This window comes from Nakamurella multipartita DSM 44233 (assembly GCF_000024365.1).
Lineage (GTDB): Bacteria > Actinomycetota > Actinomycetes > Mycobacteriales > Nakamurellaceae > Nakamurella > Nakamurella multipartita.
In genome coordinates, this window is sequence record NC_013235.1 from 209,478 (window position 1) to 230,472 (window position 20,995).

General features: G+C 72.1%; 17 protein-coding genes. 10 read left to right on the forward strand and 7 right to left on the reverse strand.

Features of this window, described 5'->3' with window-relative positions:
• The first annotated feature begins 2 nt into the window (after positions 1 to 2).
• Complete coding sequence (gene yicI / locus NAMU_RS00920; RefSeq protein WP_012814095.1) at positions 3 to 2,330, forward strand: alpha-xylosidase; 2,328 nt, start codon at positions 3 to 5, stop codon at positions 2,328 to 2,330.
• Positions 2,330 to 3,748 carry a GH1 family beta-glucosidase gene (locus NAMU_RS00925; protein WP_012814096.1) on the forward strand — a complete coding sequence of 473 codons (1,419 nt, stop codon included), beginning with the start codon at positions 2,330 to 2,332 and terminating at the stop codon, positions 3,746 to 3,748. Before yicI ends, NAMU_RS00925 begins: the two co-directional genes overlap by 1 nt.
• 39 nt (positions 3,749 to 3,787) lie before the next feature.
• On the opposite strand, the gene NAMU_RS26870 is transcribed toward NAMU_RS00925, so the two are convergent.
• The 3 genes from NAMU_RS26870 to NAMU_RS00940 all read right to left on the reverse strand — a co-directional run bounded on the left by NAMU_RS26870 (position 3,788) and on the right by NAMU_RS00940 (position 7,484).
• On the reverse strand, positions 3,788 to 4,732 hold the full coding sequence (locus NAMU_RS26870; protein ID WP_012814097.1) for an alpha/beta hydrolase: 945 nt from the start codon (positions 4,730 to 4,732) through the stop codon (positions 3,788 to 3,790).
• A gap of 231 nt (positions 4,733 to 4,963) precedes the next feature.
• A complete protein-coding gene (locus NAMU_RS00935) occupies positions 4,964 to 5,752 on the reverse strand; it encodes an LLM class F420-dependent oxidoreductase (protein ID WP_041369587.1) in 789 nt (262 codons plus the stop codon).
• A gap of 79 nt (positions 5,753 to 5,831) precedes the next feature.
• The gene (locus NAMU_RS00940) at positions 5,832 to 7,484 is read right to left on the reverse strand and encodes an FAD-binding dehydrogenase (protein WP_012814099.1); all 1,653 of its coding nucleotides are present in this window, start codon (positions 7,482 to 7,484) and stop codon (positions 5,832 to 5,834) included.
• A 305-nt stretch (positions 7,485 to 7,789) separates the two neighbouring features.
• On the opposite strand from NAMU_RS00940, the gene NAMU_RS00945 reads away from it, so the two are divergent.
• The 5 genes from NAMU_RS00945 (at position 7,790) to NAMU_RS00965 (ending at position 13,418) form a co-directional block, all read left to right on the forward strand.
• On the forward strand, positions 7,790 to 9,229 hold the full coding sequence (locus tag NAMU_RS00945; RefSeq protein WP_169312456.1) for a GGDEF domain-containing protein: 1,440 nt from the start codon (positions 7,790 to 7,792) through the stop codon (positions 9,227 to 9,229).
• 14 nt (positions 9,230 to 9,243) lie between these two features.
• Entirely contained in the window at positions 9,244 to 10,578 is a 1,335-nt protein-coding gene (locus NAMU_RS26875; protein WP_138179871.1) for a GGDEF domain-containing protein, read from the forward strand.
• A gap of 88 nt (positions 10,579 to 10,666) precedes the next feature.
• Positions 10,667 to 11,008 (forward strand): GNAT family N-acetyltransferase, encoded by a 342-nt coding sequence (locus NAMU_RS27985; protein WP_012814102.1) that lies wholly within the window; start codon positions 10,667 to 10,669, stop codon positions 11,006 to 11,008.
• Positions 11,008 to 12,468, forward strand: a complete 1,461-nt coding sequence (locus NAMU_RS00960) for an AI-2E family transporter (RefSeq protein ID WP_012814103.1) — start codon at positions 11,008 to 11,010, stop codon at positions 12,466 to 12,468. The genes NAMU_RS27985 and NAMU_RS00960 overlap by 1 nt, the downstream gene beginning before the upstream one ends.
• Positions 12,465 to 13,418, forward strand: a complete 954-nt coding sequence (locus NAMU_RS00965) for an SDR family NAD(P)-dependent oxidoreductase (protein ID WP_012814104.1) — start codon at positions 12,465 to 12,467, stop codon at positions 13,416 to 13,418. Before NAMU_RS00960 ends, NAMU_RS00965 begins: the two co-directional genes overlap by 4 nt.
• A gap of 19 nt (positions 13,419 to 13,437) precedes the next feature.
• Here the strand turns inward: NAMU_RS00965 and NAMU_RS26880 are convergent, their stop codons facing one another.
• The 3 genes from NAMU_RS26880 to NAMU_RS00980 all read right to left on the reverse strand — a co-directional run bounded on the left by NAMU_RS26880 (position 13,438) and on the right by NAMU_RS00980 (position 15,607).
• Positions 13,438 to 14,172 carry a copper resistance CopC family protein gene (locus NAMU_RS26880; RefSeq protein WP_012814105.1) on the reverse strand — a complete coding sequence of 245 codons (735 nt, stop codon included), beginning with the start codon at positions 14,170 to 14,172 and terminating at the stop codon, positions 13,438 to 13,440.
• A gap of 43 nt (positions 14,173 to 14,215) precedes the next feature.
• Positions 14,216 to 14,767 carry a DUF6474 family protein gene (locus tag NAMU_RS00975; protein ID WP_012814106.1) on the reverse strand — a complete coding sequence of 184 codons (552 nt, stop codon included), beginning with the start codon at positions 14,765 to 14,767 and terminating at the stop codon, positions 14,216 to 14,218.
• A gap of 78 nt (positions 14,768 to 14,845) precedes the next feature.
• Entirely contained in the window at positions 14,846 to 15,607 is a 762-nt protein-coding gene (locus tag NAMU_RS00980; RefSeq protein ID WP_012814107.1) for an SDR family NAD(P)-dependent oxidoreductase, read from the reverse strand.
• 60 nt (positions 15,608 to 15,667) lie between these two features.
• Between NAMU_RS00980 and NAMU_RS00985 the strand changes: the two genes are divergently transcribed.
• The 3 genes from NAMU_RS00985 to pruA all read left to right on the forward strand — a co-directional run bounded on the left by NAMU_RS00985 (position 15,668) and on the right by pruA (position 18,938).
• Positions 15,668 to 16,177, forward strand: a complete 510-nt coding sequence (locus NAMU_RS00985; protein WP_012814108.1) for a hypothetical protein — start codon at positions 15,668 to 15,670, stop codon at positions 16,175 to 16,177.
• A gap of 126 nt (positions 16,178 to 16,303) precedes the next feature.
• Positions 16,304 to 17,251: a proline dehydrogenase family protein gene (locus NAMU_RS00990; RefSeq protein ID WP_041369600.1), complete on the forward strand. Its 948-nt coding sequence runs from the start codon at positions 16,304 to 16,306 to the stop codon at positions 17,249 to 17,251.
• 58 nt (positions 17,252 to 17,309) lie between these two features.
• Positions 17,310 to 18,938 carry an L-glutamate gamma-semialdehyde dehydrogenase gene (gene pruA, locus NAMU_RS00995; protein WP_012814110.1) on the forward strand — a complete coding sequence of 543 codons (1,629 nt, stop codon included), beginning with the start codon at positions 17,310 to 17,312 and terminating at the stop codon, positions 18,936 to 18,938.
• A gap of 68 nt (positions 18,939 to 19,006) precedes the next feature.
• On the opposite strand, the gene NAMU_RS01000 is transcribed toward pruA, so the two are convergent.
• On the reverse strand, positions 19,007 to 20,986 hold the full coding sequence (locus NAMU_RS01000; protein ID WP_012814111.1) for a putative bifunctional diguanylate cyclase/phosphodiesterase: 1,980 nt from the start codon (positions 20,984 to 20,986) through the stop codon (positions 19,007 to 19,009).
• Between the last annotated feature and the right edge of the window lie 9 nt (positions 20,987 to 20,995).

Below are 20,995 nucleotides of genomic sequence, written 5' to 3' on the forward strand. Positions count from 1 at the left end.
TCATGAGATTCAGCGACGGCTACTGGATGGTGCGCGAGGGCTTCCAGGTCCGCACCGCCCGCCAGGTCCGCGACGTCGAGGCGACCCCCACCGAGCTGTCGGTGCTGGCCGCGACCCGGACGATCAACAGCCGGGGCGACACCCTGAACACCCCGACGGCGACCATCACCCTGTCCACCCCGGCCGAGGGGGTGATCCGGGTGCGCATCGAACACCACGCCGGCGCGCGGGACCCGGGCCCGGAGTTCGCCCTGCCGGGTGCCACCGAGCGCCGGCCGCAGATCCGGATCGAGGCCGATCACGCGAGCCTGGACGCGGGCGGCCTGACCGCCCGGATCCGGCGCGACGGTCCGCTGCGGCTGGACTTCGAGGCCGGCGGCCGGGTGCTCACCGGCGCCGACGCGACCAGTGTCGGCCTGGCCACCGGACCCGACGGCACGCCCTACGTATTCGCCCAGTTGGGCCTGGACGTCGGCGAGGTGGTCTACGGGCTCGGTGAACGCTTCGGCCCGTTGGCCAAGAACGGCCAGAGCGTGGACATCTGGAACGCCGACGGGGGAACCAGCAGCGAGCAGGCCTACAAGAACGTGCCGTTCTTCTGGACGAACCGGGGTTACGGCGTCCTGGTCAACCACCCCGAGCTGGTCTCGTTCGAGATCGGGTCCGAAGTGGTGTCCCGTACCCAGTTCTCGGTCACCGGCGAGCATCTGGAGTACCTGGTCATCCTCGGTCCGACGCCCAAGGAGATCCTGCGCCGCTACACCGCGCTGACCGGCCGCGCCCCCCGAGTCCCGGAGTGGACCTTCGGCCTGTGGCTGAGCACCTCGTTCACCACCGCCTACGACGAGCGGACCGTGAGCTCGTTCATCGACGGCATGGCCGAGCGCGAGATCCCGCTGAGCGTCTTTCACTTCGACTGCTTCTGGATGCGCGAGTTCCGCTGGTGCGACTTCGAGTGGGACCCGCGAACCTTCCCCGAACCGGAGGCGATGCTGGCCCGGCTCAAGGCCCGCGGGCTGCGGGTCTGCGTGTGGATCAACCCGTACATCGCGCAACGGTCGGCCCTGTTCGAGGAGGGTCGGGCCAAGGGGTACCTGGTCACCCGGGCCGACGGCAGCCTGTGGCAGTGGGACCTGTGGCAGGCCGGCATGGCCCTGGTCGACTTCACCAACCCGGCCGCCGCGCAGTGGTATGCCGGGCATCTGGAGCGGCTGCTCGATCAGGGGGTGGACGCGTTCAAGACCGACTTCGGCGAGCGCATCCCCACCGATGTGGTCTGGTTCGACGGCTCGGACCCGGACCGGATGCACAACTACTACACCCACCTGTACAACCGCACCGTCTTCGAATTGCTGGAGCGGCGTCGGGGCCGGGGCGAGGCGGTCCTGTTTGCCCGGTCGGCCACCGTCGGCGGCCAGCAGTACCCGGTGCACTGGGGTGGGGACTGCGATTCCACCTATGCCTCGATGGCCGAGACGCTGCGCGGTGGTCTGTCCCTGGCCGCCTCCGGGTTCGGCTACTGGTCGCACGACATCGGTGGGTTCGAGGGCACCCCCGACGCCGGGGTATTCAAGCGGTGGCTGGCGTTCGGGCTGCTGTCCAGCCACAGCCGGCTGCACGGCTCGGATTCCTACCGGGTGCCCTGGGCGTTCGACGAGGAGGCCGTCCAGGTCGCGCGCCGGTTCACCCGGCTGAAGATGACGCTAATGCCGTACCTGCTCGGCGCGGCCCGCCAGGTCACCGAGGAGGGAACCCCGATGATCCGGCCGATGGTCATGGAGTTCCCCGACGACCCGGCCACCGAGTACCTGAGCACCCAGTACATGCTCGGCGACGCGTTGCTGGTCGCCCCCGTGTTCCACCCCGACGGCGACGTGCGCTACTACGTGCCCGCGGGTACCTGGACCGGTCTGCTGGACGGGCGCACCGTGGTCGGCCCGCGCTGGGTGCACGAGCGGCACGGCTTCGACAGCCTTCCCCTGCTGGTCCGGCCGGGTTCGGTGATTCCGATCGGCGCGCGGTCCGACGGTCCGGAGTACGACTACGCCGACGGCGTCGCGCTGCACCTGTTCGACCCGGCGGCGCTGACCGACCGCACCGTCCGGGTGCCCACCGCCGGCGGGGCCGCGGTGGAGTTCCGGATCCGCCGGGAGGGTCGCCAGCTGACCGTCTTCGGCCCGGATCCGGCCGAACACTCGTGGTCGGTGGTGTGTGCGGCGGCCGAAAAGGCCGATGGAAGCGCTTCCACAAGGGCAGCGGAGTCGGCTAGCGTCTGCATGACGCTGCCCGGCCCGGTGGCCGAGCCACTGCCGCCTCGGAAGGATTCCTGATGACCAGTACGCCGCGCACATTCCCCGAGGACTTCTTGTGGGGGTCGGCGACCGCGTCGTACCAGATCGAGGGAGCGGTCACCGAGGACGGCCGCGGGCCGTCGATCTGGGACACCTTCAGCCACACCCCCGGCAAGACGATGAACGGCGACACCGGTGACGTCGCCGACGATCACTACCACCGGTGGTCCGCCGACCTGGACCTGATCAAGGGGCTGGGCCTGCAGGCCTACCGGTTCTCGCTGGCCTGGCCGCGGATCCAGCCGACCGGGTCCGGGGCGGTCAACGCCAAGGGCGTCGACTTCTACTCGCGGCTGGTCGACGGTTTGCTCGAGCGCGGGGTCAAGCCCGTCGTCACGCTGTACCACTGGGACCTGCCGCAGGCCCTGGAGGACGAGGGCGGCTGGACGAACCGGGACACCGCGTTGCGGTTCGCCGACTACGCCGCGCATGTCGCCGGAGCGCTCGGGGACCGGGTGGAGATGTGGACGACCCTGAACGAGCCATGGTGCTCGGCGTTCCTGGGCTATGCCTCGGGCGTGCACGCGCCGGGCCGCACCGATGGGGAGGCGGCGCTGCGGGCGGCGCACCACCTGAACCTGGGCCACGGGCTGGCCGGCCGGGCGGTGCGCGAGGTACTCGGGGCCGACACCAAGTTGTCGGTGACGCTGAACCTGCACGTGACCCGGCCGGTCGACCCGGACTCGGCCGCCGACCGGGACGCGATCCGGCAGCTGGACGCGGTCGGCAACCGGGTCTTCCTGGGTCCGATGCTGGACGGCGCCTACCCGGCCGACCTGCTGGCCGACACCGCGTCGGTCACCGACTGGTCGTTCGTGCGGGACGGCGACGAGGCCGCCTGCGCGGTCCCGATCGACGTGCTGGGCATCAACTACTACTCGACCTCCCGGGCTCGCCGGCACACCGGCGACGGGCCGATGGAGCACGCCGACGGGCACGGGGACACCGGCTTCAGCCCGTGGGTGGGGGCGGACGACATCGAGTTCCTGCGCCAGCCCGGGCCGTACACCGCGATGGGCTGGAACATCGACCCGTCCGGCATGCTCGAGCTGCTCACCGACATCAGCACCCGCTACCCGAGCGTGCCGCTGATGGTCACCGAGAACGGCGCGGCCTTCTACGACACGGTGAGCGAGGACGGCCACGTGCACGACGCCGACCGGGTCGCCTACCTACACGGGCACATCGACGCGGTCGGCCAGGCCATCGACGCCGGGGCCGACGTGCGCGGCTACTTCCTGTGGTCGCTGCTGGACAACTTCGAATGGGCCTGGGGCTACGACCGCCGCTTCGGGATCATCCGCGTCGACTACGACACCCAGGAGCGCACCGTCAAGGACTCGGCCACGTGGTACTCCCGGCTGATCGCCACCCGCGAGCTGCCGCCGGTCGACTGACCGGGCCCCGGCCGGGTGCGGGGTGGGGGCGCGGGCGAATCAGTTCGCGCCGAGGAAGCCCGCCGCCGCGACGCCCAGGATGCCGGTCCACGACCCCAATACCGCCGAGCTGCCCGGGGCGGCCCGCACGGTCCACCCGGGCAGGTCGGCGGCGAAGTCCTGGACCGCGGCCAGGGTGGTGCCGGACTCGTGCTTGCCGTGCCAGGCCTCGACGGGCACCCGGATCGCGCCCGGGTCCAGCACCCACGCGGGTGAGGTCACGGACCGGGCCGGGGCGGTCCAGTCGGGATTGATCTGGGCGGCATCGGCGGCGACGGAATCGCGGAAGTCGGACTCCATCCACCGGTCGCCCAGCACCTCGGCGGCCTTCGGGTCGAGCCGGTCGAGCATCCGGCGCCACGTCGATTCCAGGGTCAGGTCGGCGTCCTTGCCGGCGGTCCGGACCCAGCAGGCCAGCGGACCGGCCCAGCTCTGGCCGGTCCGGCCCCGCGGGTGCAGCAGCGACCGGCGGCGCGACTGCCGGCCGGGCAGCCGGACCGAGACCGCCGAGACCGACGTCACCAGGGTGGGGTAGCGGGCCGCGAAGGCCAACGCGTCGTCGGCGCCGCGCCCGATGCCGATGACGGCGACGCGGCCGACGGCCAGCGTCTCGACCAGTCGCCGCAGATCCTCGGCCGGCTGCTCGGTGCCGCCGAACCCGATCGGGTCGGACGCGCCGATGCCGGGGCGATCGATGGCCAGCAGCCGGATGGCCGCGGGCAGCGCGCTGTCGTGCAGCAGCCAACCGGGGGCCAGCCGGGACGAGCCGGTGTCCGGGACCAGCACGCACGGCAACCCCCGGGGGCTGCCGTACTCCGCCCAGGCCATCGCTCGCCCGTCGGGCAACCGCAGCGCGGCGTGCGGAGCATGGTCAAGGAGCGGAAGCAGAATGTCGTCGTCGTCGTAGACGTCCGGCTGCAACCGGCCCTCGTGCAGTGCCGTCATGATGTGTTGATCCCCTCGCCCCGTCGTCGGTCGACGGGCAGTCGCCTACCCCGTGGAACCGCGACTGCCCCCCGAACGACAACCCCTGTGGAGTGCGGCTCGCAGGCGCGCACGGCTCACGCTGCCTTTATATGCGCTCCGGAGGGCATTGGTACCCGTTTCGATACCGATCTGTGACGTGACAATTCGGTGAACGTGACCTGGACGGCCCGGTGGCGAGCGGCCAGTTGATCACTGTCCGCGGTCGGCGTTGCGTGAATCGCGCCACTTGACCCATTCGGGGATGACGCTGAGGTCATAGTCGGGTCCGGACACACCGATGGTGAACAAGGTGACCCCCAGGTCGAGCAGAGCCTGCGCGTCCGGACTACCCCATCGAGGAGCGGCCGTGGATCGCTCGATCTCATTCGGGTCGCGGCCGACGACGGCACAGTGCTCGGCCAGGATCGCGGCCTTACGGGCCTGGGTGTCGGGGCCACCGAACGCGTGCCAGATGTGGGCGTAGCGGGCGACGTGCCGCAGGGTCTTGCGCTCACCACCGCCACCGATCAGCACCGGGATGGGGCGGACCGGCGGCGGGTTGAGCCGCTCCCACCGCGCGGTGATCCGGGCCAGGCCGTCGCCGAGCAGGCTGAGCCGGCTGCCGGGCGTGCCGAAGTCGTAGCCGTACTCGTCGTAGTCCTTTTCGAACCAGCCGCCGCCGATGCCGAAGATCAGCCGGCCCCCCGAGATGTGGTCGACGGTGCGGGCCATGTCGGCCAGCAGATCCGGATTGCGGTAGCCGCCACCGGTGACCAGGGCGCCGATCTCGACCCGCTCGGTCTGCTCGGCCCAGGCCCCCAGCATCGTCCAGCATTCGAAGTGCTTGCCGTCGGGGTCGCCGGTGAGCGGGAAGAAGTGGTCCCAGTTGAACACGATGTCCACGCCGAGGTCCTCGGCCCGCAGCAGCGCGTCGCGCAGCTGGGCGTAGTCGGCATGCTGGGGCTGGAGCTGGATCCCGATGCGGATCGGCCTGGTGATCGTCATGCGGACCATCCTGCCCGCGGCCCGGTGCGGGCGGTGCGGTTAGACGGGGGCAGTGCGGTCGGGTCGGCGTCGGTCAGACGGCACCGGCGGCGGCCCGGCCGGCGATGCGGCCGGAGAACAGGCAGCCACCCAGGAAGCTGCCCTCCAGGGCCCGGTAGCCGTGCATGCCGCCGCCGCCGAACCCGGCGGCCTCGCCGGCCGCGTACAGCCCGGGCACCACCTGCCCGTCGGGCGCCAGCACCCGGGCCGACAGGTCGGTCTCCAACCCGCCCAGGGTCTTGCGGGTGATCACCGTGAGCCGCACCGCGATCAGCGGACCGTGTCCGTCGGCCAGCAGCTCGTGCGGGGGCGCCACCCGCATCTTGCGGTCACCGAGATAACGGCGGGCGCCGGCCACGGCGACGAGCTGAGGATCCTTGCCCAGGCCGGTGCGCACCTGGTGATCGCGCAGCCGGATGAGCCGCTCCACCTCGTCGGCGTCCACCAGATCGGCCCCGACCAGCGCATTCATCTTGGCCACCAGCTCGGGCACGGTCGGCGCGGTGAGGAAGTCGACGCCCCGGTCCAGGAAGGCGCGCACGGGCGGGGTGATCTTGCCGCCGGCCCGGGTGGTCAGCAGCAGCTTGAGCGACCGCTGGGCGAAGTCCGGGTTCTGCTCGGAGCCGGAGAGCCCGAACTCCGGTCCGATCGTGTCCAGATCGAGGATGAACCACGAGTGCGAATGCCCGGTGCCGACGATGTGCCGCAGGGCGCCCAGGGCGTCGAAGCCGGGGAACAGCGGGGCCGGCAGCCGCCGGCCGAAGGCGTCCAGCCACAGCGGGCTCGGCCCGGACAGGATCCGGATGCCGTGCCCGGACCACACCGGAGCATGGTTGTGCACACCCTCCGGGTAGTGCCACATCCGATCGCGGTTGATGACCCGGCCGCCGGCCCGCTCGGCCACGTCCAGCATCAGGCCGTCGGTCGAGTCGGGCACCCCGGAGAGCATCTGGGCCGGGGCCGCGTCCGGGCCGCCGGGCCAGTACCGGCGGACCAGGTCGTGGTTGGCGCCGATCCCGCCGGAGCAGACGATGACCGCGGACGCGGTCACCGCGAAGTCGCCCACCACCGCCCGCGACGAGGGTGCCCCGCGCTCGGCGGTGGTCGGCTCCAGGATCTCCCCGGACACCCCGATCACCCGGCCGCCGTCGACGATCAGCTCGGTGACCCGGTGCCGGTAGCGCAACCGGATCCGCCCGTCGCGCACGTGGGCCAGCACCCGGTTGACGAAGGGGTCGACGACGCCGGGTCCCGAACCCCAGGTGAGATGGAAGCGCGGCACAGAATTGCCGTGCCCGCCGACCTCGTACCCGCCGCGCTCGGCCCATTGGACCACCGGGAACAGGCCGATGCCCTGCGCCTTGAGCCAGGATCGCTTCTCGCCCGCCGCGAACTCGACGTAGGCCCGGGCCCACTCGCGGGGCCAGTGATCCTCCGGACGGTCGAAGCCGGCCGATCCCGACCAATCCTCCCAGGCCAATTGAAACGAATCCTTGATGCGCAACCGGCGCTGCTCGCGCGAGTTGACCAGGAACAGCCCGCCGAGCGACCACCAGGCCTGGCCGCCCAATGCGGCCGAGCCTTCCTGATCCAGCACGACGACCGACCGGCCGGCGTCGGCCGCCTCGGCCGCGGCCACCAGGCCGGCCAGACCCGCTCCGACGACAACCAGATCCGCGTCCGCCATGCCGAAACCCTGCCACACCGGGCCGGACGGCGGGTCGGGTATCACGGCCGCCGGAATCTACTCCCACGGAGGGAACGCACCTCCCGATCGGCGCCCGCCCGGCCGCACGGTTTCGCGGCCTGGCCACCCGGGCCCCACGCAACGAAACCAGAGTCAGGCAAAAGAGTGATGAGACCGCGTGTCGCAACGAGCAGGACGGACCCTGCGTGATGGAGAAGGGCTCTGCTCACCCGCGCGAGTCATCGCCGCCCGCGATCGGACGAGTACGATCTGTGGTCGAGCCCTTGGGGAGGGGTGAGGGGATCTTGAGTCGAGCAACACCCGCCATCGCCTGGGCTCCGCTGCGAGCCACTCCGGTGCGCTTTCGCGCCTTGCTCGCCCTCGGGGCCGCCGTGGTGGTGGTCGGGTACGTCGTGGTGTTGCTCCGGCCCACCGATCCGGACCTACCGCAGGTGCTCGTCGAACCCGGTTTCCTCATGCTCGCCGCGCTCGTGCTGCTGGCCGATCTGTACCCGCTGGTCCCGTCCATGCGGGACGTCCGGTCGAAAGTGACCTACTCGTGGTCGGCGGCGCTGTCGTTGGCCGCGGTGCTGGCCTTCGGTCCGGTCGCGGCGGTGCTGTTCCTACTTTCCGGCTGCACGGCCGCGCTCTCGCGCGGGCGCGCCCGCTGGTGGTTGGTCGCCCTGAACACGGTGGCCATGGGGCTGATCGGGCTGACCATGGCCGCGCTGTCCCGCTTCGCCGACACCTTCGATCCGCTGATGCCGCCCGGGGCCTGGCCGCTGGCCTGCTGGGGCCTGCTGATGGGCGCACTCGTGGTGGGCATGGCCGCCGGCATGACCGGATGGGCGCAGTTCGAGCTGGGCGTGCACGAGTGGCGGGCTCAGCGGGCCTGGTTCAACAAGAGCGTGCGCATCTGGGGCGTCAGTCTGATCGCCGCGCCTCTGCTGGCCTCGCTCGCCCTGTACGGCTGGTGGGCCCTGCCCTCGATGGCCGTCGTGATCATCTCGCTGAACCGGCTGTCCAGCACGATGTACCGCAGCACCGCCGCCTCGCGGACCGACCCGCTGACCGGCCTGGCCAACCGGCTTCGGCTCACCCGGGTGCTGTCCGGTCGGATCGCCGACCTCGGGCCGGGTGAAGAGGTTGCCCTGCTGCTCGTCGACCTCGACGGGTTCAAGCAGGTCAACGACACCCACGGCCACCTGGTCGGCGATCAGGTGCTGGGCACCGTCGCCGCCCGGCTGCAGGCCGCGGCCGGGCCGGTCGACCTGGTCGCCCGCTACGGCGGTGACGAGTTCGCGATCGTGCTGGCCCCGGGGCTGACGACCGAGCGGATCGGTCGGGCCGCCCAGGAGTACCGGGACGCGCTGGCCGAACCCATCGTCGTCGGCGACCTGACGATCCGGATCGGCGGATCGGTGGGCATCGCGACGACCGCGGACCCGGCGACGGACGTGCTCGGCCTGCTGGCCAAGGCCGACCTGGACATGTACCGGATGAAGCGGGATCACGGCCGGCGGGTCGAGCGTCGAGGACAGGGCCGGGTCGAACCGGCCGCGCCGGACATCGAGACGGCGGCGGCGGCCCCCGCCGCGGCGCCGCCGGTCCGCCCGCCGATGTGGTCGGTGAGCGTGCAGGGCGGCGCCTCGGCTCCGGTCGACGGCTGGCCGGGGGTCCGCTGGTCGTCGTCCTCGGGAGGGGTCGCGCTGGCCCCGGGTCAGCGGGCGCGTACGGCGGTATGACCGAGCACAATCCGATGACGGCGCCGCTGCGCCGGATACCGGTCCGTTTCCGCTGGTGGTTGGCCGGCTGCCTGGTCGCGCTGGTCGCGGCGTTCTCCTTGCTGCACGCCTTCGCCCCCGGACCGGATGTCCCGGAGATCATGCGCCAACCCGGGGCGCTGCTGCTGCTGGCCCTGATCGTGCTGGCCGACCTGCATCCTGCGCTGCCGTGGATGCGGTCCACCAACCCGTTCGACGAGTTCATCTTCTCCACTCCGCTGGCCATCGCCGCGCTGCTGGTGTTCGGGCCGCACGCCGCGATCATGTTCGTGATCGCCGGGTTCGCCATGACCGTGGCCCTGGGCATGCGTTGGTGGCGGGTGGTGCTCAACGCGGCGCTCTGGGGAGTGCAGGGCGCCGCGGCCGCCGGCGTCCTGGCCGTGGTGTGGGCCGCCGCGGGCTGGGACAACGAGGTGCCGGCCGAGGCGATGATCCCGATGACGATCGTGCTGGCCGTGATCATCGAGGGGCTCAACATCGCCCTGGTGATGACCTCGCAGTGCCTGGCCGGGGCGACCACGCCCCGGGCGTACCTGGCCGACTGGCGCAGCCAGGTCGCCATCGGCACGCTGGATCTCACGGCGCCCATTCCCGCGGCGCTGGCGGCCGCTCAGCCGGCCCTGCTGCCGCTGCTGGCGGTGGCCATGGTGGCCGCGCAGGCGGGCCTGAGCGCGGTGACGTCGCGGACGGCCCAGGCCGGCACCGACCCATTGACCTCGGTGCCCAACCGCGCCTACCTGCTGGCCCGGATCAAGTCCCGGCTGGCCGGGACCGAGGATGCCCGCGACCCGGTCACCGTGCTGCTCGTCGACTTGGACCGGTTCAAGCAGATCAACGACGAGCTCGGCCACCTGGTCGGTGACCGGGTCCTGGTCGAGGTCGCCCGCCGGCTGGAGGAGTCCACCCGGTCCAGCGACGTCGTCGCCCGGTTCGGCGGCGACGAGTTCGCGGTGCTGCTCTCCGGCGGGTCCGGGCAGCGCAACGCGCAGGAGGTGGCGGCGCGGATCCGGACCGCGGTCGCCCGGCCGATCCACCTCGACGGGCGGTCGGTCCAGGTCGGAGTCACCATCGGCTGGGCGCTGGCCGAGGGGCACGACACCGATCCGTTGGCACTGCTGCACCGGGCCGACGCCCGCCTGTACGCGGCGAAGGCGGCTCGCAGTCCCGCGCCGGCACCGCTCGCCGAGCCGCTCCCGGCCCGCCCTGAGGCGTCGCCGGTCACCGACTTCCGTGGACCGATCTGGTCCGGTACATCGGTGCGCTCGTCCCAGGCGCATGATGGGGATGCGTCGGCGGCCACCGCTTCGTGACCCTCGACGAGCAAAACGCCACGGATGTGTCACGATTCCAGCGGCCGCGACAGCGGGTCGCGACACCATTTGTTCAGAAGGGGTCGGGATGTCCGATCAGAGCACCCAGGATCTGGCCAACCTCGAGCCCCTCGGGGCCGGGCCGACGCGGACCCGGGAGATCGAGCACCTCAAGTCCCACGGACGGTTCGCGTTGATGATCGACGGCCGCGAGGTGGCCGTGGTCGATTACCGCCGGCTGCCCGGCAAGTGGAACATCGTGCACACCTATACCGAGCCCGCCTCCCGCGGGTATGGGGTGGCTTCCGACCTGATCCGCGAGGTCCTCAATGCGGCCCGCGAGGAAGGCGTCACGGTAATCCCGACCTGCCCGTACGTGGCCTGGTGGATCGGCGAGCATCGCGACTACGAAGATCTTGTCGCCACCTGATGCCGTCGCGGGGGTCGGAGGACAGGTCGGGGCCTGAGCAGGCGCCCGACGACGGGGCTGGCGCCGACGCCACGAACGGGCTCGGATCGGAAGCGGCGCTGGACGCTGCCATCGACGACGCCCTCGCCGAACTGCACGGCACCGCCGGGCACGACGCGGCCGGTCGAGACGGCGCCGGCCGGCCGGTCGCCGCTTCGCCGTCGGCGGCCGCGGGCGATGCCTCCGAGGTCCTGGGTTCCGGGCCCGACGGGCACGCCGCCGACGGATCGGGCGACCCGACGCAGACCGAACGTCGGCGTCGCAGCCGGGCCGGGCTGCGCACGGCGGTGCAGACGCTGACGGCCCGCATGGTCTCCGAGCGCGCGGTACAGGCGGCCGCGGCCGCCTCGGCCAGTGCCGAGGCGGCCCAGGCCGCGGTCGAGCAGGGACGCGGGCGGGACCGGCCCTCGCCGTTCCAGTGGGGTTTCTTCGGCGGGCTGGGCGTGCTCATCGCCTATATCACGTTCCTGGTGCTGGACAGCATCCGGGACACCCTGGTGATGATCGCGATCGCCACCCTGCTGGCGATCGGGCTCGACCCGCTGGTGTCCGCGATGACCAAGCGGGGGCTGCGCCGCGGCGCCGGCGTGGCCGTGGTGTTCCTGGGCCTGCTGCTGGTGATCGCTGCCGCGATCTACGCGATCATCCCGCCGATCATCAACGAGGTCGGATCGTTCGTCGCTACGGTGCCCACGCTGATCAACGATCTGCAGACCAACGACACCGTGCAGGGCCTGGATCAGCGGTTCGGCCTGCTGGAGGCCCTGCGCAACTCCAACATCGTGCAGAGCCTGGGCAGCGGTGCGGCCGGCGGGATCCTCTCGGCCAGCTTCACCGTCGCCACCGTGTTCGCCGACCTGCTGATCGTGCTGATCCTGACCCTGTATTTCCTGGCCGGGTTCCCGCGGATCAAGGCGGCGGGCTACCGGCTGGTGCCGGCCTCGCGCCGGGTCCGGGTCAGCGACCTGGGTGACCGCATCCTCAAGCAGATGGGCGGGTACCTGTCCGGGGCCACGATCATCGCCATCCAGGCGGGTCTGGTCGCCGGCATCTTCTCCTCCATCATCGGCCTGCCCTATCCGTGGGCGATCGGCCTGGGCGCGGCGGTGCTGGACTTCATCCCGGTGGTCGGCCCGATCATCGTCGGCGTGTCGATCACCCTGATCGGCTTCACCCAGGGCCTGGGGATCGGCATCATCTCGGGCGTGTTCTACCTGTGCCAGCATCTGTTCGAGGCGTACTGGTTGTATCCCCGGGTGATGCGACGCACGGTCAACATCTCCACCGGCGGGGTCGTCGTGGCGATCCTGATCGGCGCGTCGCTGCTCGGGGTCACGGGCGCGATCCTGGCCGTGCCGGTCGCCGCCGCCATCATGCTCATCGTCCGGGAAGTGATCATGCCGATGCAGGAGAGGTCGTGAACCAGAAGGGGACGCCGGGGGGCGGCGGCGCGGCGAATCGCTGGCGCAGCATCGGCCTGCCGGACCAGATCGGCCGGCGGGCCATCGTCACCGGGGCCAACACGGGGCTGGGCTTCGCCGCCGCGAAGGCGCTCGCCGGGGCCGGCGCGGACGTCGTGCTGGCGGTGCGCGACCTGGACCGCGGGGTGGCGGCCGCCCAGCGGATCCGGGATGCGCTGGACGAGGCCAAGGTCCGCGTCGTGCACCTGGACCTGGCCAGACTGGCCTCGGTCGCCGATTTCGCGGCCACCCAGTGCGCGCAGGGTCCGGTCGACATCCTGATCAACAACGCCGGGCTGATGCTGGTGCCGCGCCGCGAATTCACCGCGGACGGGTTCGAGGCCCAGATGGGCGTCAATCACCTGGGCCACTACGCGCTGGTCGCCGGGCTGCTGCCGGCGCTGGAGCAGGCCCCGGCGGCGCGGATCGTCGGAGTCACCTCGCTGGCCGCGCGCCGCGCCCGGCGGCTGGACCAGCGGCTCGGTCTGGATGGCGACTACCGCCCGATGGGGGCCTACAGCCAGTCGAAGCTGGCCGTCGGGCTGTTCGCCGTGGAACTGGACCGGCGACTTCAGGCGGCCGGTTCCCGGGCACGCTCGCTGCTGGCCCACCCCGGCTGGTCGGCCACCGCGGTGGCCCAGCCCGAGGACGGAGCCGGCCGGAAGGTCGTGTTCTCCCGGCGGGCCACGGCGCTGTTGGGCAGCTCGCCGGCCTCCGGTGCCCGGTCCGAAGTGGCCGCGGCGACCTTCCCGGATCTGCCGGGCGGTTCGCTGGTCGGGCCCCACTTCCTGGTCCGCGGCGCGCCCAGGGCGCGTCCGGCACCCAAAGCGATGACCGATCCGGCTCAGGCCGGCTGGCTGTGGTCGCGGTCGGCCGAGCTGACCGGGGTGGAACCGCTCCCCGGCTCCTGACCGCCCGGGCGGCCGACGCTCAGTTGCGCTCGCCGGAGCGGGCGCGGGCCGAGGCCTCCATCCGACGCCGCACCACCAGCGTGGCCAGGAAGGCCAGCGCGACGAACAGCACGACCAGCAGCCACTGCCACGCCGACCATCCGGTGGACGAGTTCCCGGCCGGCGCGACCGAGTCGGTGGAGGTCGTGCCCGCTGTGCTGGACACCGCACTGGCCGCTGTGCTGGACACCGTGCTGGTCGCGGCACTGCTCGGCGTGGTGGCGCCGGCCGCTGTGCTCGATCCCGCGGCCGGGGACGTGCCGGTGGACGTGGCCGGGGCGGGCGCCGGGGCGATGGCCTGGGCGGCCAGGGTGAAGCTCAAGGTGCCCTCGACCGGGTGGCCGTCGTCGGACACCACGCGGTAGGCGACGGTGTACGTGCCGGCGACCGGCAGGGCGTTGACCGCATTGCTCAGCCGCGTGCCGTCGACGGTGGGCGAACCGGACTGGTAGGTGACGCCGTCCGGACCGGTCACGGTGAGCACCGGTTCGAAGTCGGCCAGCGGGTCGTCGAAGGTGAGGGTGACCGTGGTCGGGGCCGCGGTCAGCACCGCACCGTCGGCCGGGTCGCTGCCAATCAGCGTGGTGTGGGCCAGCGCAGGGCCGGCCAGGCCCACCGTGACCAGCGTGGACACCACCAGGAGCAGGAGCACCCGCCGGAACAGGCGGGCGGGGCCTGACCCGATCACGCCGGCGCCGGCAACAGGGAACGACATCGGATCCTCAAGGTTCGGGCCGGGCGACGGGCCGGCGCGGAAGTCAGGCGGCCCGCGGTCCGACCAGGTGGGCCATCAGCTGGGCGTCGACATCGTCCAGATCGGCCGCCACGGCGCGCAGGGCCGAGCGCCGGGTCGTCGACGGCATGGACGCGGTCGCCGTGGTCGCCGCGGACAGCTCACCCAGCCGGGCGGTCGTCCGGTCCACGAACCGGGCCACTGCCGGGTCCGTGCCCCGCCGCGACCGCAGGTCGTTCAGGGCGGTGCGCAGACCGACGATCCGGGCCTGCACGGTGCCCGCGGGGCCCCGGTAGATGGCCACGTCCTCGACCGGCACCCCGAGCTGACGGGCCCGCCGTTCGTCCAGCACGCCGCGCACCCCGGTCGAGGCTCGCAAGGTGCCGGCCGCCACCGCGGGTCCGACGATCTTGGCGGCGAGCAGCATCCGGCGCAGCGCCTTGGGGTCGCTCAGGACCCCGACCAGGCCGGCCGAGCCGGCCGCCCGCCGACCCCGGCTGCTGGTGCCCGACTTCGCCGCGGACGTGCCGGTGGACCCACTCGCGGCCTTCTTGCCGGACTTGCGACGCAGCGCCACGCCTGCTCCCTCCTCGCGCCGGCGACGCCGGCGTTTTCCTCAGCCTAGCGTCGGCCCGCCCGGGCGTCCCGCCGCCGGTCAGCGCGGCGGCATGCGCAGCGCCCCGTCCAGCCGGATCACCTCGCCGTTGAGGTAGTCCAACCCGGCGATGGCCAGGACGAGCTGGGCGTACTCGTCAGGTCGACCCAGCCGCGACGGGTGCGGCACGCCGGCCGACAGGGTCGCCCGGAACTCCGGGGTGATCCCGGCCAGCATCGGGGTGTCGATGATGCCGGGAGCGATGGTGACCACTCGGATGCCGTACTGGGCGAGGTCGCGGGCGGCCGGCAGGGTCAATCCGACGACGCCGCCCTTGGACGAGGCGTAGGCGGCCTGGCCGATCTGACCGTCGAACGCGGCGACCGACGCGGTGTTCACGATCAGTCCTCGCTGCCCGTCCGCGTCGAGCGGGTCGGTGTCGGCCATCGCCGCGGCGGCCAGCCGGAGCACGTTGAAGGTGCCGACCAGGTTGACCTGGATCACCCGGGCGAACATGTCCAGCTCGTGCACCCCGGACCGGGACAGGATCCGGCCGGCGGTGCCCAGGCCCGCACAGTTCACCGCGACCCGCAGCGGGCCGTCGCGGCCGGCCCGCTCGACGGCGGTCTGCACCTGCTCGGGTGCGGTGACGTCGCCGGGGAGCGCGATGACCCCGGCCGGCGGGGCCGGTGCCCGGTCCCAGGCAACGGCCAGATCCAGGCCGACCACCGCGGCCCCGGCGCCGGCCAGCGCCGCCGCGGTGGCCGCGCCGAGCCCGGAGGCGGCCCCGGTGACCAGGGCGGACGAACCGGTCAGCTCCATCGGCGTTCCCTTCGGGAAAGTTTCAGTGGGCCTTGAGCACCCGTTCCTAGGTTGATCGCTGTGAACACGGACAGCAACCCGGACCAGACCGAGCACCGTCATGCGCGCCGGCTGGCGGTCCTGGAGGCCAGAGTCGACGAGCTGGACGCGGCCGCCCGCCGGGCCCGATCACTCGGGCCGATCCTCCTGCTGGTGCTGGCCAACGTGACGCCCCTGATCGTCGCGACGCCGCGCAACGACCCCGGCGAGGGATTCACGCTGTTCCAGGTGCTGCGCGGAGCACTCGACGGCGGCGGCCCGGCGAGCCTGTGGTTCGTGCTATTGACGATCGCCGGCCTGGCCTCGGCCGTCGCCGCCGCCCGGCTGGGCGGCGCAGCGCCGAGCCGGGGGACCCGGTGGTTCGCCCAGGGGGTGGCCGCCGTCCTGCTCGTCGGCCTGCTCGTGGTGACGATCCTGGCCGCGTCCGCGGGATCGCGGTCGGCGTCGTTCACCGCCGTGAGCCCGGCCGCCGTGCTCGCCGCCGCGGCCGCCGTCTGGCTGATCATCGGCGCGCGCAGCACCCGACCCTGAGCCTGCCCCGGCCGTGACGCGCGCGGTCGCCGTCCGTGCTTCGATGGTGACCAGGCCGGGGTTCCGGATCCGGTCAGCCGGGTCGCGCGGATGGCACCGGCCGGGCGGCGGAGGGTGAACATGTTCCTGTTGCGCAAGCCGATCCTGGCCCTGTCCGGCAACACCGCGGTGCGGGACGCCCTGACCAGCACCTCGCTGACGGCTTCGGTGGTGGACCGGTTCATCGCCGGGGAGACCACCGCGGACGCGGTGGCCGCGGTCAGCCGGCTCCGTCCCGACGGGCTGCAGGTCAGCCTCGATCATCTGGGCGAGGACACCACCGACCGGGCGACGGCGGATGCCACCGTCGAGGCGTACCTGCAGCTCATCGAGGCGCTGGCCGCGGCCGGTCAGGTGGCCGGAGCCGAGTTGTCGGTCAAGCTCTCGGCCGTCGGGCAGGCCCTGATCGCCTCCCCGGACCTGCCGGCCGGTGGGAACGCCTACGCCCTGGCCGGGGCCAGGCGGATCACCGACGCCGCCTACGCCGCCGGTGCCCGGGTGAACCTGGACATGGAGGACCACACCACGGTCGACCAGACCCTGGAGGTGCTCTTCGAACTTCGCCGGGCCCACCCCGACGTGGGTGTCGCCATCCAGGCGATGCTCCTGCGCACCCCGAAGGATCTGGCCGAGCTGACCGGGCCCGGATCGCGGGTCCGCCTGGTCAAGGGGGCCTACCACGAGCCGGCCGAGGTCGCCTACACCGATCCGGCGCAGATCGACCTGGCCTACGTGCGGGCGATGAAGCTGCTCATGCACGGCAAGGGTTACCCGATGATCGCCTCCCACGACCCCCGGCTGGTGGCGATCGCCGACCGGTTGGCCGCCGACGCCGGCCGGAGTCCGGACCGTTGGGAGCACCAGATGCTCTATGGGATCCGGCCGGACGAGCAACGCCGGCTGGTCGCCGCCGGCAAGCAGGTGCGGGTGTACGTGCCCTACGGCTCGGACTGGTACGGCTACTTCACCCGGCGGCTGGCCGAGCGCCCGGCCAACCTGCTGTTCTTCCTGCGCTCGTTGACCTCCAAGGGTTGACCCGGACCCCTGGCCTCGGATCGGCCGCTCTGCTCTCCCGCCCGTCGAAAGGACCGTCATGGACGCCGTGACCCACCCGCCGCTCCCGGTGAACGAACCGGTCCTGAACTACGCGCCGGGGTCGCCGGAACGGGCCACCCTGCTGGAGGCGTTGGCCGGCTTCACCGGGCCGATGGAGCTGGGTGCAGTCATCGACGGGGCCGTCCGGGAACCGGGCGGGGCCCCCTTCACGGTGGTGGCGCCGTTCGACCACGGCCGGGTGCTGGGCACCTCGGCGCATGCGGTGCAGGACGACGCCCGGGCCGCGGTCGCCGCGGCGCTGGCCGCCGCGGCCGACTGGCGGGCGATGGACTTCGACTCGCGCGCGGCGATCCTGCTGCGGGCGGCGGACCTGCTGGTCGGACCGTGGCGCGCCCGGATCAACGCGGCCACCATGCTCGGGCAGGCCAAGACCGCCTACCAGGCGGAGATCGACTCGGCCTGCGAGCTGGCCGACTTCTGGCGGTTCAACGTGCACTTCGCCCGGCAGATCCTGGCCGAGCAGCCGATCGCCAACGCGGCCGGGATCTGGAACCGCACCGACCATCGGCCGTTGGAGGGCTTCGTCTACGCGGTGACGCCCTTCAACTTCACCGCGATCGCCGGCAACCTGCCGACCGCTCCCGCGCTGATGGGCAACGTGGTGGTGTGGAAGCCGTCGACCACCCAGCAGCTGGCCGCCTCGCTCACCATGCAACTGCTGATCGAGGCCGGCCTGCCGCCGGGCGTGATCAACATGCTGCCGGGTACCGGGCCGGAGATCTCGGAGGTGGTGCTGGCCCATCCCGAGCTGGCCGGTATCCATTTCACCGGGTCGACCCGGGTGTTCCAGCAGCTCTGGTCGGCGGTCGGGGCGAACATCGGCGGGTACCGCTCCTACCCCCGGCTGGTCGGGGAGACCGGGGGCAAGGACTTCGTGGTCGCCCACCCGTCCGCCGACGTGGACGTGCTGCGCACCGCACTGGTCCGGGGCGCCTTCGAGTACTCCGGCCAGAAGTGCTCGGCCGCGTCCCGCGCGTACCTGCCCGCCTCGCTGTGGCCGGCGCTCAAAGACGGCCTGATCGAGCAGACCGAGGCGCTGACCGTGGGCTCGGTGGAGGACCTGACCAACTTCACCAGCGCCGTCATCGACGACCGGTCCTTCGGCCGGCTCAAGGCGGCCATCGACCGGGCGCACGCGACCGACTCGGTCACCGTGCTGGCCGGCGGCCGCTACGACGACGCCCAGGGGTACTTCGTCCGCCCGACCCTGCTGCTGGGCACCGACCCGCGGGACGAGGCCTTCTGCACCGAGTACTTCGGCCCGATCCTGTCGCTGTACGTCTACCCGGACGCCGAGTTCGACGCCGTGCTGCGCGAGGTGGACCAGGCCTCGCCGTACGCCCTGACCGGCTCGATCATCGCCCGGGACCGCGCCGCCGTGGCCCGGGCCAGCGCGGCCCTGCGGTACACCGCCGGCAACTTCTACATCAACGACAAGCCCACCGGGGCGGTCGTCGGGCAGCAACCGTTCGGCGGCGCCCGCGCGTCGGGGACCAACGACAAGGCCGGGTCGGCCGCGAACCTGCTGCGCTGGACCTCGCCCCGCTCGATCAAGGAGACGTTCGTCGCGCCCACCGCGGTGGGCTACCCGCACCAGGCACAGTGACCTGCCGTCCCCCGCTGTGACCCCGAAGCCGACCCTGCCATGACCCCGCAATGATCCGGCAGTGACCCTCAGCCGCCGCCTGGCGGGTGGAAGCGGCGGGCGGCGGTGGTCGGCGCCGCCGGGCCGTCGAACCCGGCCGCCGGCCGCAGCACCCGCAGGGCCGCGGTCTCCACGGTGTCTCCACTGTCCAGATCGACCATCGGCGGGCACACGCCGGTCTGGATCATCTGCTCGATCTCCGCGGGCGGGCGCGGACCGGCGAACAGGAAGCCCTGGGCCCGCGTACAGCCCAGGTCGACCAGGGTGGATGCGGCGATCTCGGTCTCCACACCTTCGGCGACCAGGTCCAGGCCCAGGGAGCGGGCCAGACCGATGATCGACTGCACGATCGCCAGGTCGTCGAAGTCGGTGCCCAGATCCCGGACGAAGCCGCGATCGATCTTCAGGACGTCCGCCGGCAGCGACTTGAGCTGGGCGAAGGAGCTGTAACCGGTGCCGAAGTCGTCGATGGCGATCTTCACGCCGATCCGCTGCAGGCCGCGCAGGGTGGCCAGCGCCTGGTCGGTGTCCCGGACCAGCGCCTGCTCGGTGATCTCCAGGGTCAGCCACTGACCGTCGAGTTCGTGGTCGGCCAGGGTCTTGGCGACCGTGGCGACGAAATCCAAGGTGATCAGCTGAGCGGGCGAGACGTTCACGCTCATGCCCAGCCGCCGCTCGGGATAGTGCAACTGCCACTCGCGCAGCTGCCGGCAGGCCTGCCCGAGCACCCACCGGCCCAGCTCACCGGCCAGGTTGGTGGCCTCCACGACGTCGATGAACGCGCCCGGCTGCAGCAGTCCCAGCGTGGGGTTGGGCCAGCGGACCAACGCCTCCACGCCCAGGATCCGGCCGTCCCGCAGGTCGACCTCGGGCTGGTAGTGCAGGACCAGCGCGCCGTGCCGGATCGCGGTGCCGATGTGCAGCTCGATGTCGGTGCGGATCTCGTTGGCCCGGCGCATCTGGGCCGAGAAGACGCCGATCTCGTTGCCGCCGCGGCTCTTGGCCTCCAGCATCGCCTGGTCGGCCTGGTTCATCAGCTCGGAGGCCGACGTCTGGCCAGGCTGGCCGAGGGCGACGCCGATGCTCACGGCCCGGCTGACCTCCTCGCCGCCGACCAGGATGGGCTGGTTGGCCACCTGACGCAGCTTCTCGGCCAGGGCCCGGGCGGTCGCCTCGTCGGTGGGCCCGCCCATGATCACCACGAACTCGTCGCCGCCGAGCCGCGCCACCATGTGCCGGGCGCTGATCCGCTCGCGCAGCCGGCCGGCCAGGATCTGCAGGTATTGATCGCCGGCCGCGTGTCCGAAGAAGCTGTTCAGCGCCTTGAGCCGATCGACATCCATGAAGATCAGCCCGACCGGATCGCCGGTGCCGGGCTCTAGCCGCTGGGTGATCTCCTCGACCAGGAACCGGCGGTTGGCCAGGTCGGTCAGCTCGTCGTGGAAGGCCTGGTGACGCAGGCGTTCCTCGGCGTCCACCCGGGCCTGCAGCTGGGCCAGCAGTCCGGCGACGGCCCGCAGCGCATTGATCTCGGCGTCGGTCCATTCCCGGTCGCCGTACTTGACGAAGCCCAGGACGCCCATGGTGTCGTGAGTGCCCAGCATGGGCACGACGGCCAGGGAGACGCCGATCTGCACGCCGGACGCGCGGCGGACCAGCTCCTGGTAGTCGGAATCGTCGACCTCGGCGCCGAACAGTTCGCCGGGTCGGGTGATCGTCACGTGCGAGAGGGTTTCCGAGGCCGCGAACGTGGGATCGGCCCCCTCGAAGTAGACCAGGGCGAGCGGATCGGGGTCGGGGACGTCGATGCGGGGCGGCCACTCGGCGACCAGCAGGCTGGCGTGGATCTGGTGGTCGTTGCGACGCAGGAAGCTGGTGTCGACGCCGAAGTAGTCGACCAGTTCCCGCAGCAGATTCTGGGTCGCGCCGCGCAAGGACACCGCAGTGACACCCATGAGGTCGGTGGCCGCCTGCGTGACCAATTCCTCGAGGCTCTGCTTGGATGGCATCCTGGCGGT

Excerpts from the sequence above, each read along its gene's own strand:
- yicI (WP_012814095.1), top strand. The coding sequence starts at position 3 with ATGAGATTCAGCGACGGCTACTGGATGGTGCGCGAGGGCTTCCAGGTC.
- NAMU_RS00925 (WP_012814096.1), top strand. The coding sequence starts at position 2,330 with ATGACCAGTACGCCGCGCACATTCCCCGAGGACTTCTTGTGGGGGTCG.
- NAMU_RS26870 (WP_012814097.1), bottom strand. The coding sequence starts at position 4,732 with ATGACGGCACTGCACGAGGGCCGGTTGCAGCCGGACGTCTACGACGAC.
- NAMU_RS00940 (WP_012814099.1), bottom strand. The coding sequence starts at position 7,484 with ATGGCGGACGCGGATCTGGTTGTCGTCGGAGCGGGTCTGGCCGGCCTG.
- NAMU_RS26875 (WP_138179871.1), top strand. The coding sequence starts at position 9,244 with ATGACGGCGCCGCTGCGCCGGATACCGGTCCGTTTCCGCTGGTGGTTG.
- NAMU_RS27985 (WP_012814102.1), top strand. The coding sequence starts at position 10,667 with ATGTCCGATCAGAGCACCCAGGATCTGGCCAACCTCGAGCCCCTCGGG.
- NAMU_RS00960 (WP_012814103.1), top strand. The coding sequence starts at position 11,008 with ATGCCGTCGCGGGGGTCGGAGGACAGGTCGGGGCCTGAGCAGGCGCCC.
- NAMU_RS26880 (WP_012814105.1), bottom strand. The coding sequence starts at position 14,172 with ATGTCGTTCCCTGTTGCCGGCGCCGGCGTGATCGGGTCAGGCCCCGCC.
- NAMU_RS00980 (WP_012814107.1), bottom strand. The coding sequence starts at position 15,607 with ATGGAGCTGACCGGTTCGTCCGCCCTGGTCACCGGGGCCGCCTCCGGG.
- pruA (WP_012814110.1), top strand. The coding sequence starts at position 17,310 with ATGGACGCCGTGACCCACCCGCCGCTCCCGGTGAACGAACCGGTCCTG.
- NAMU_RS01000 (WP_012814111.1), bottom strand. The coding sequence starts at position 20,986 with ATGCCATCCAAGCAGAGCCTCGAGGAATTGGTCACGCAGGCGGCCACC.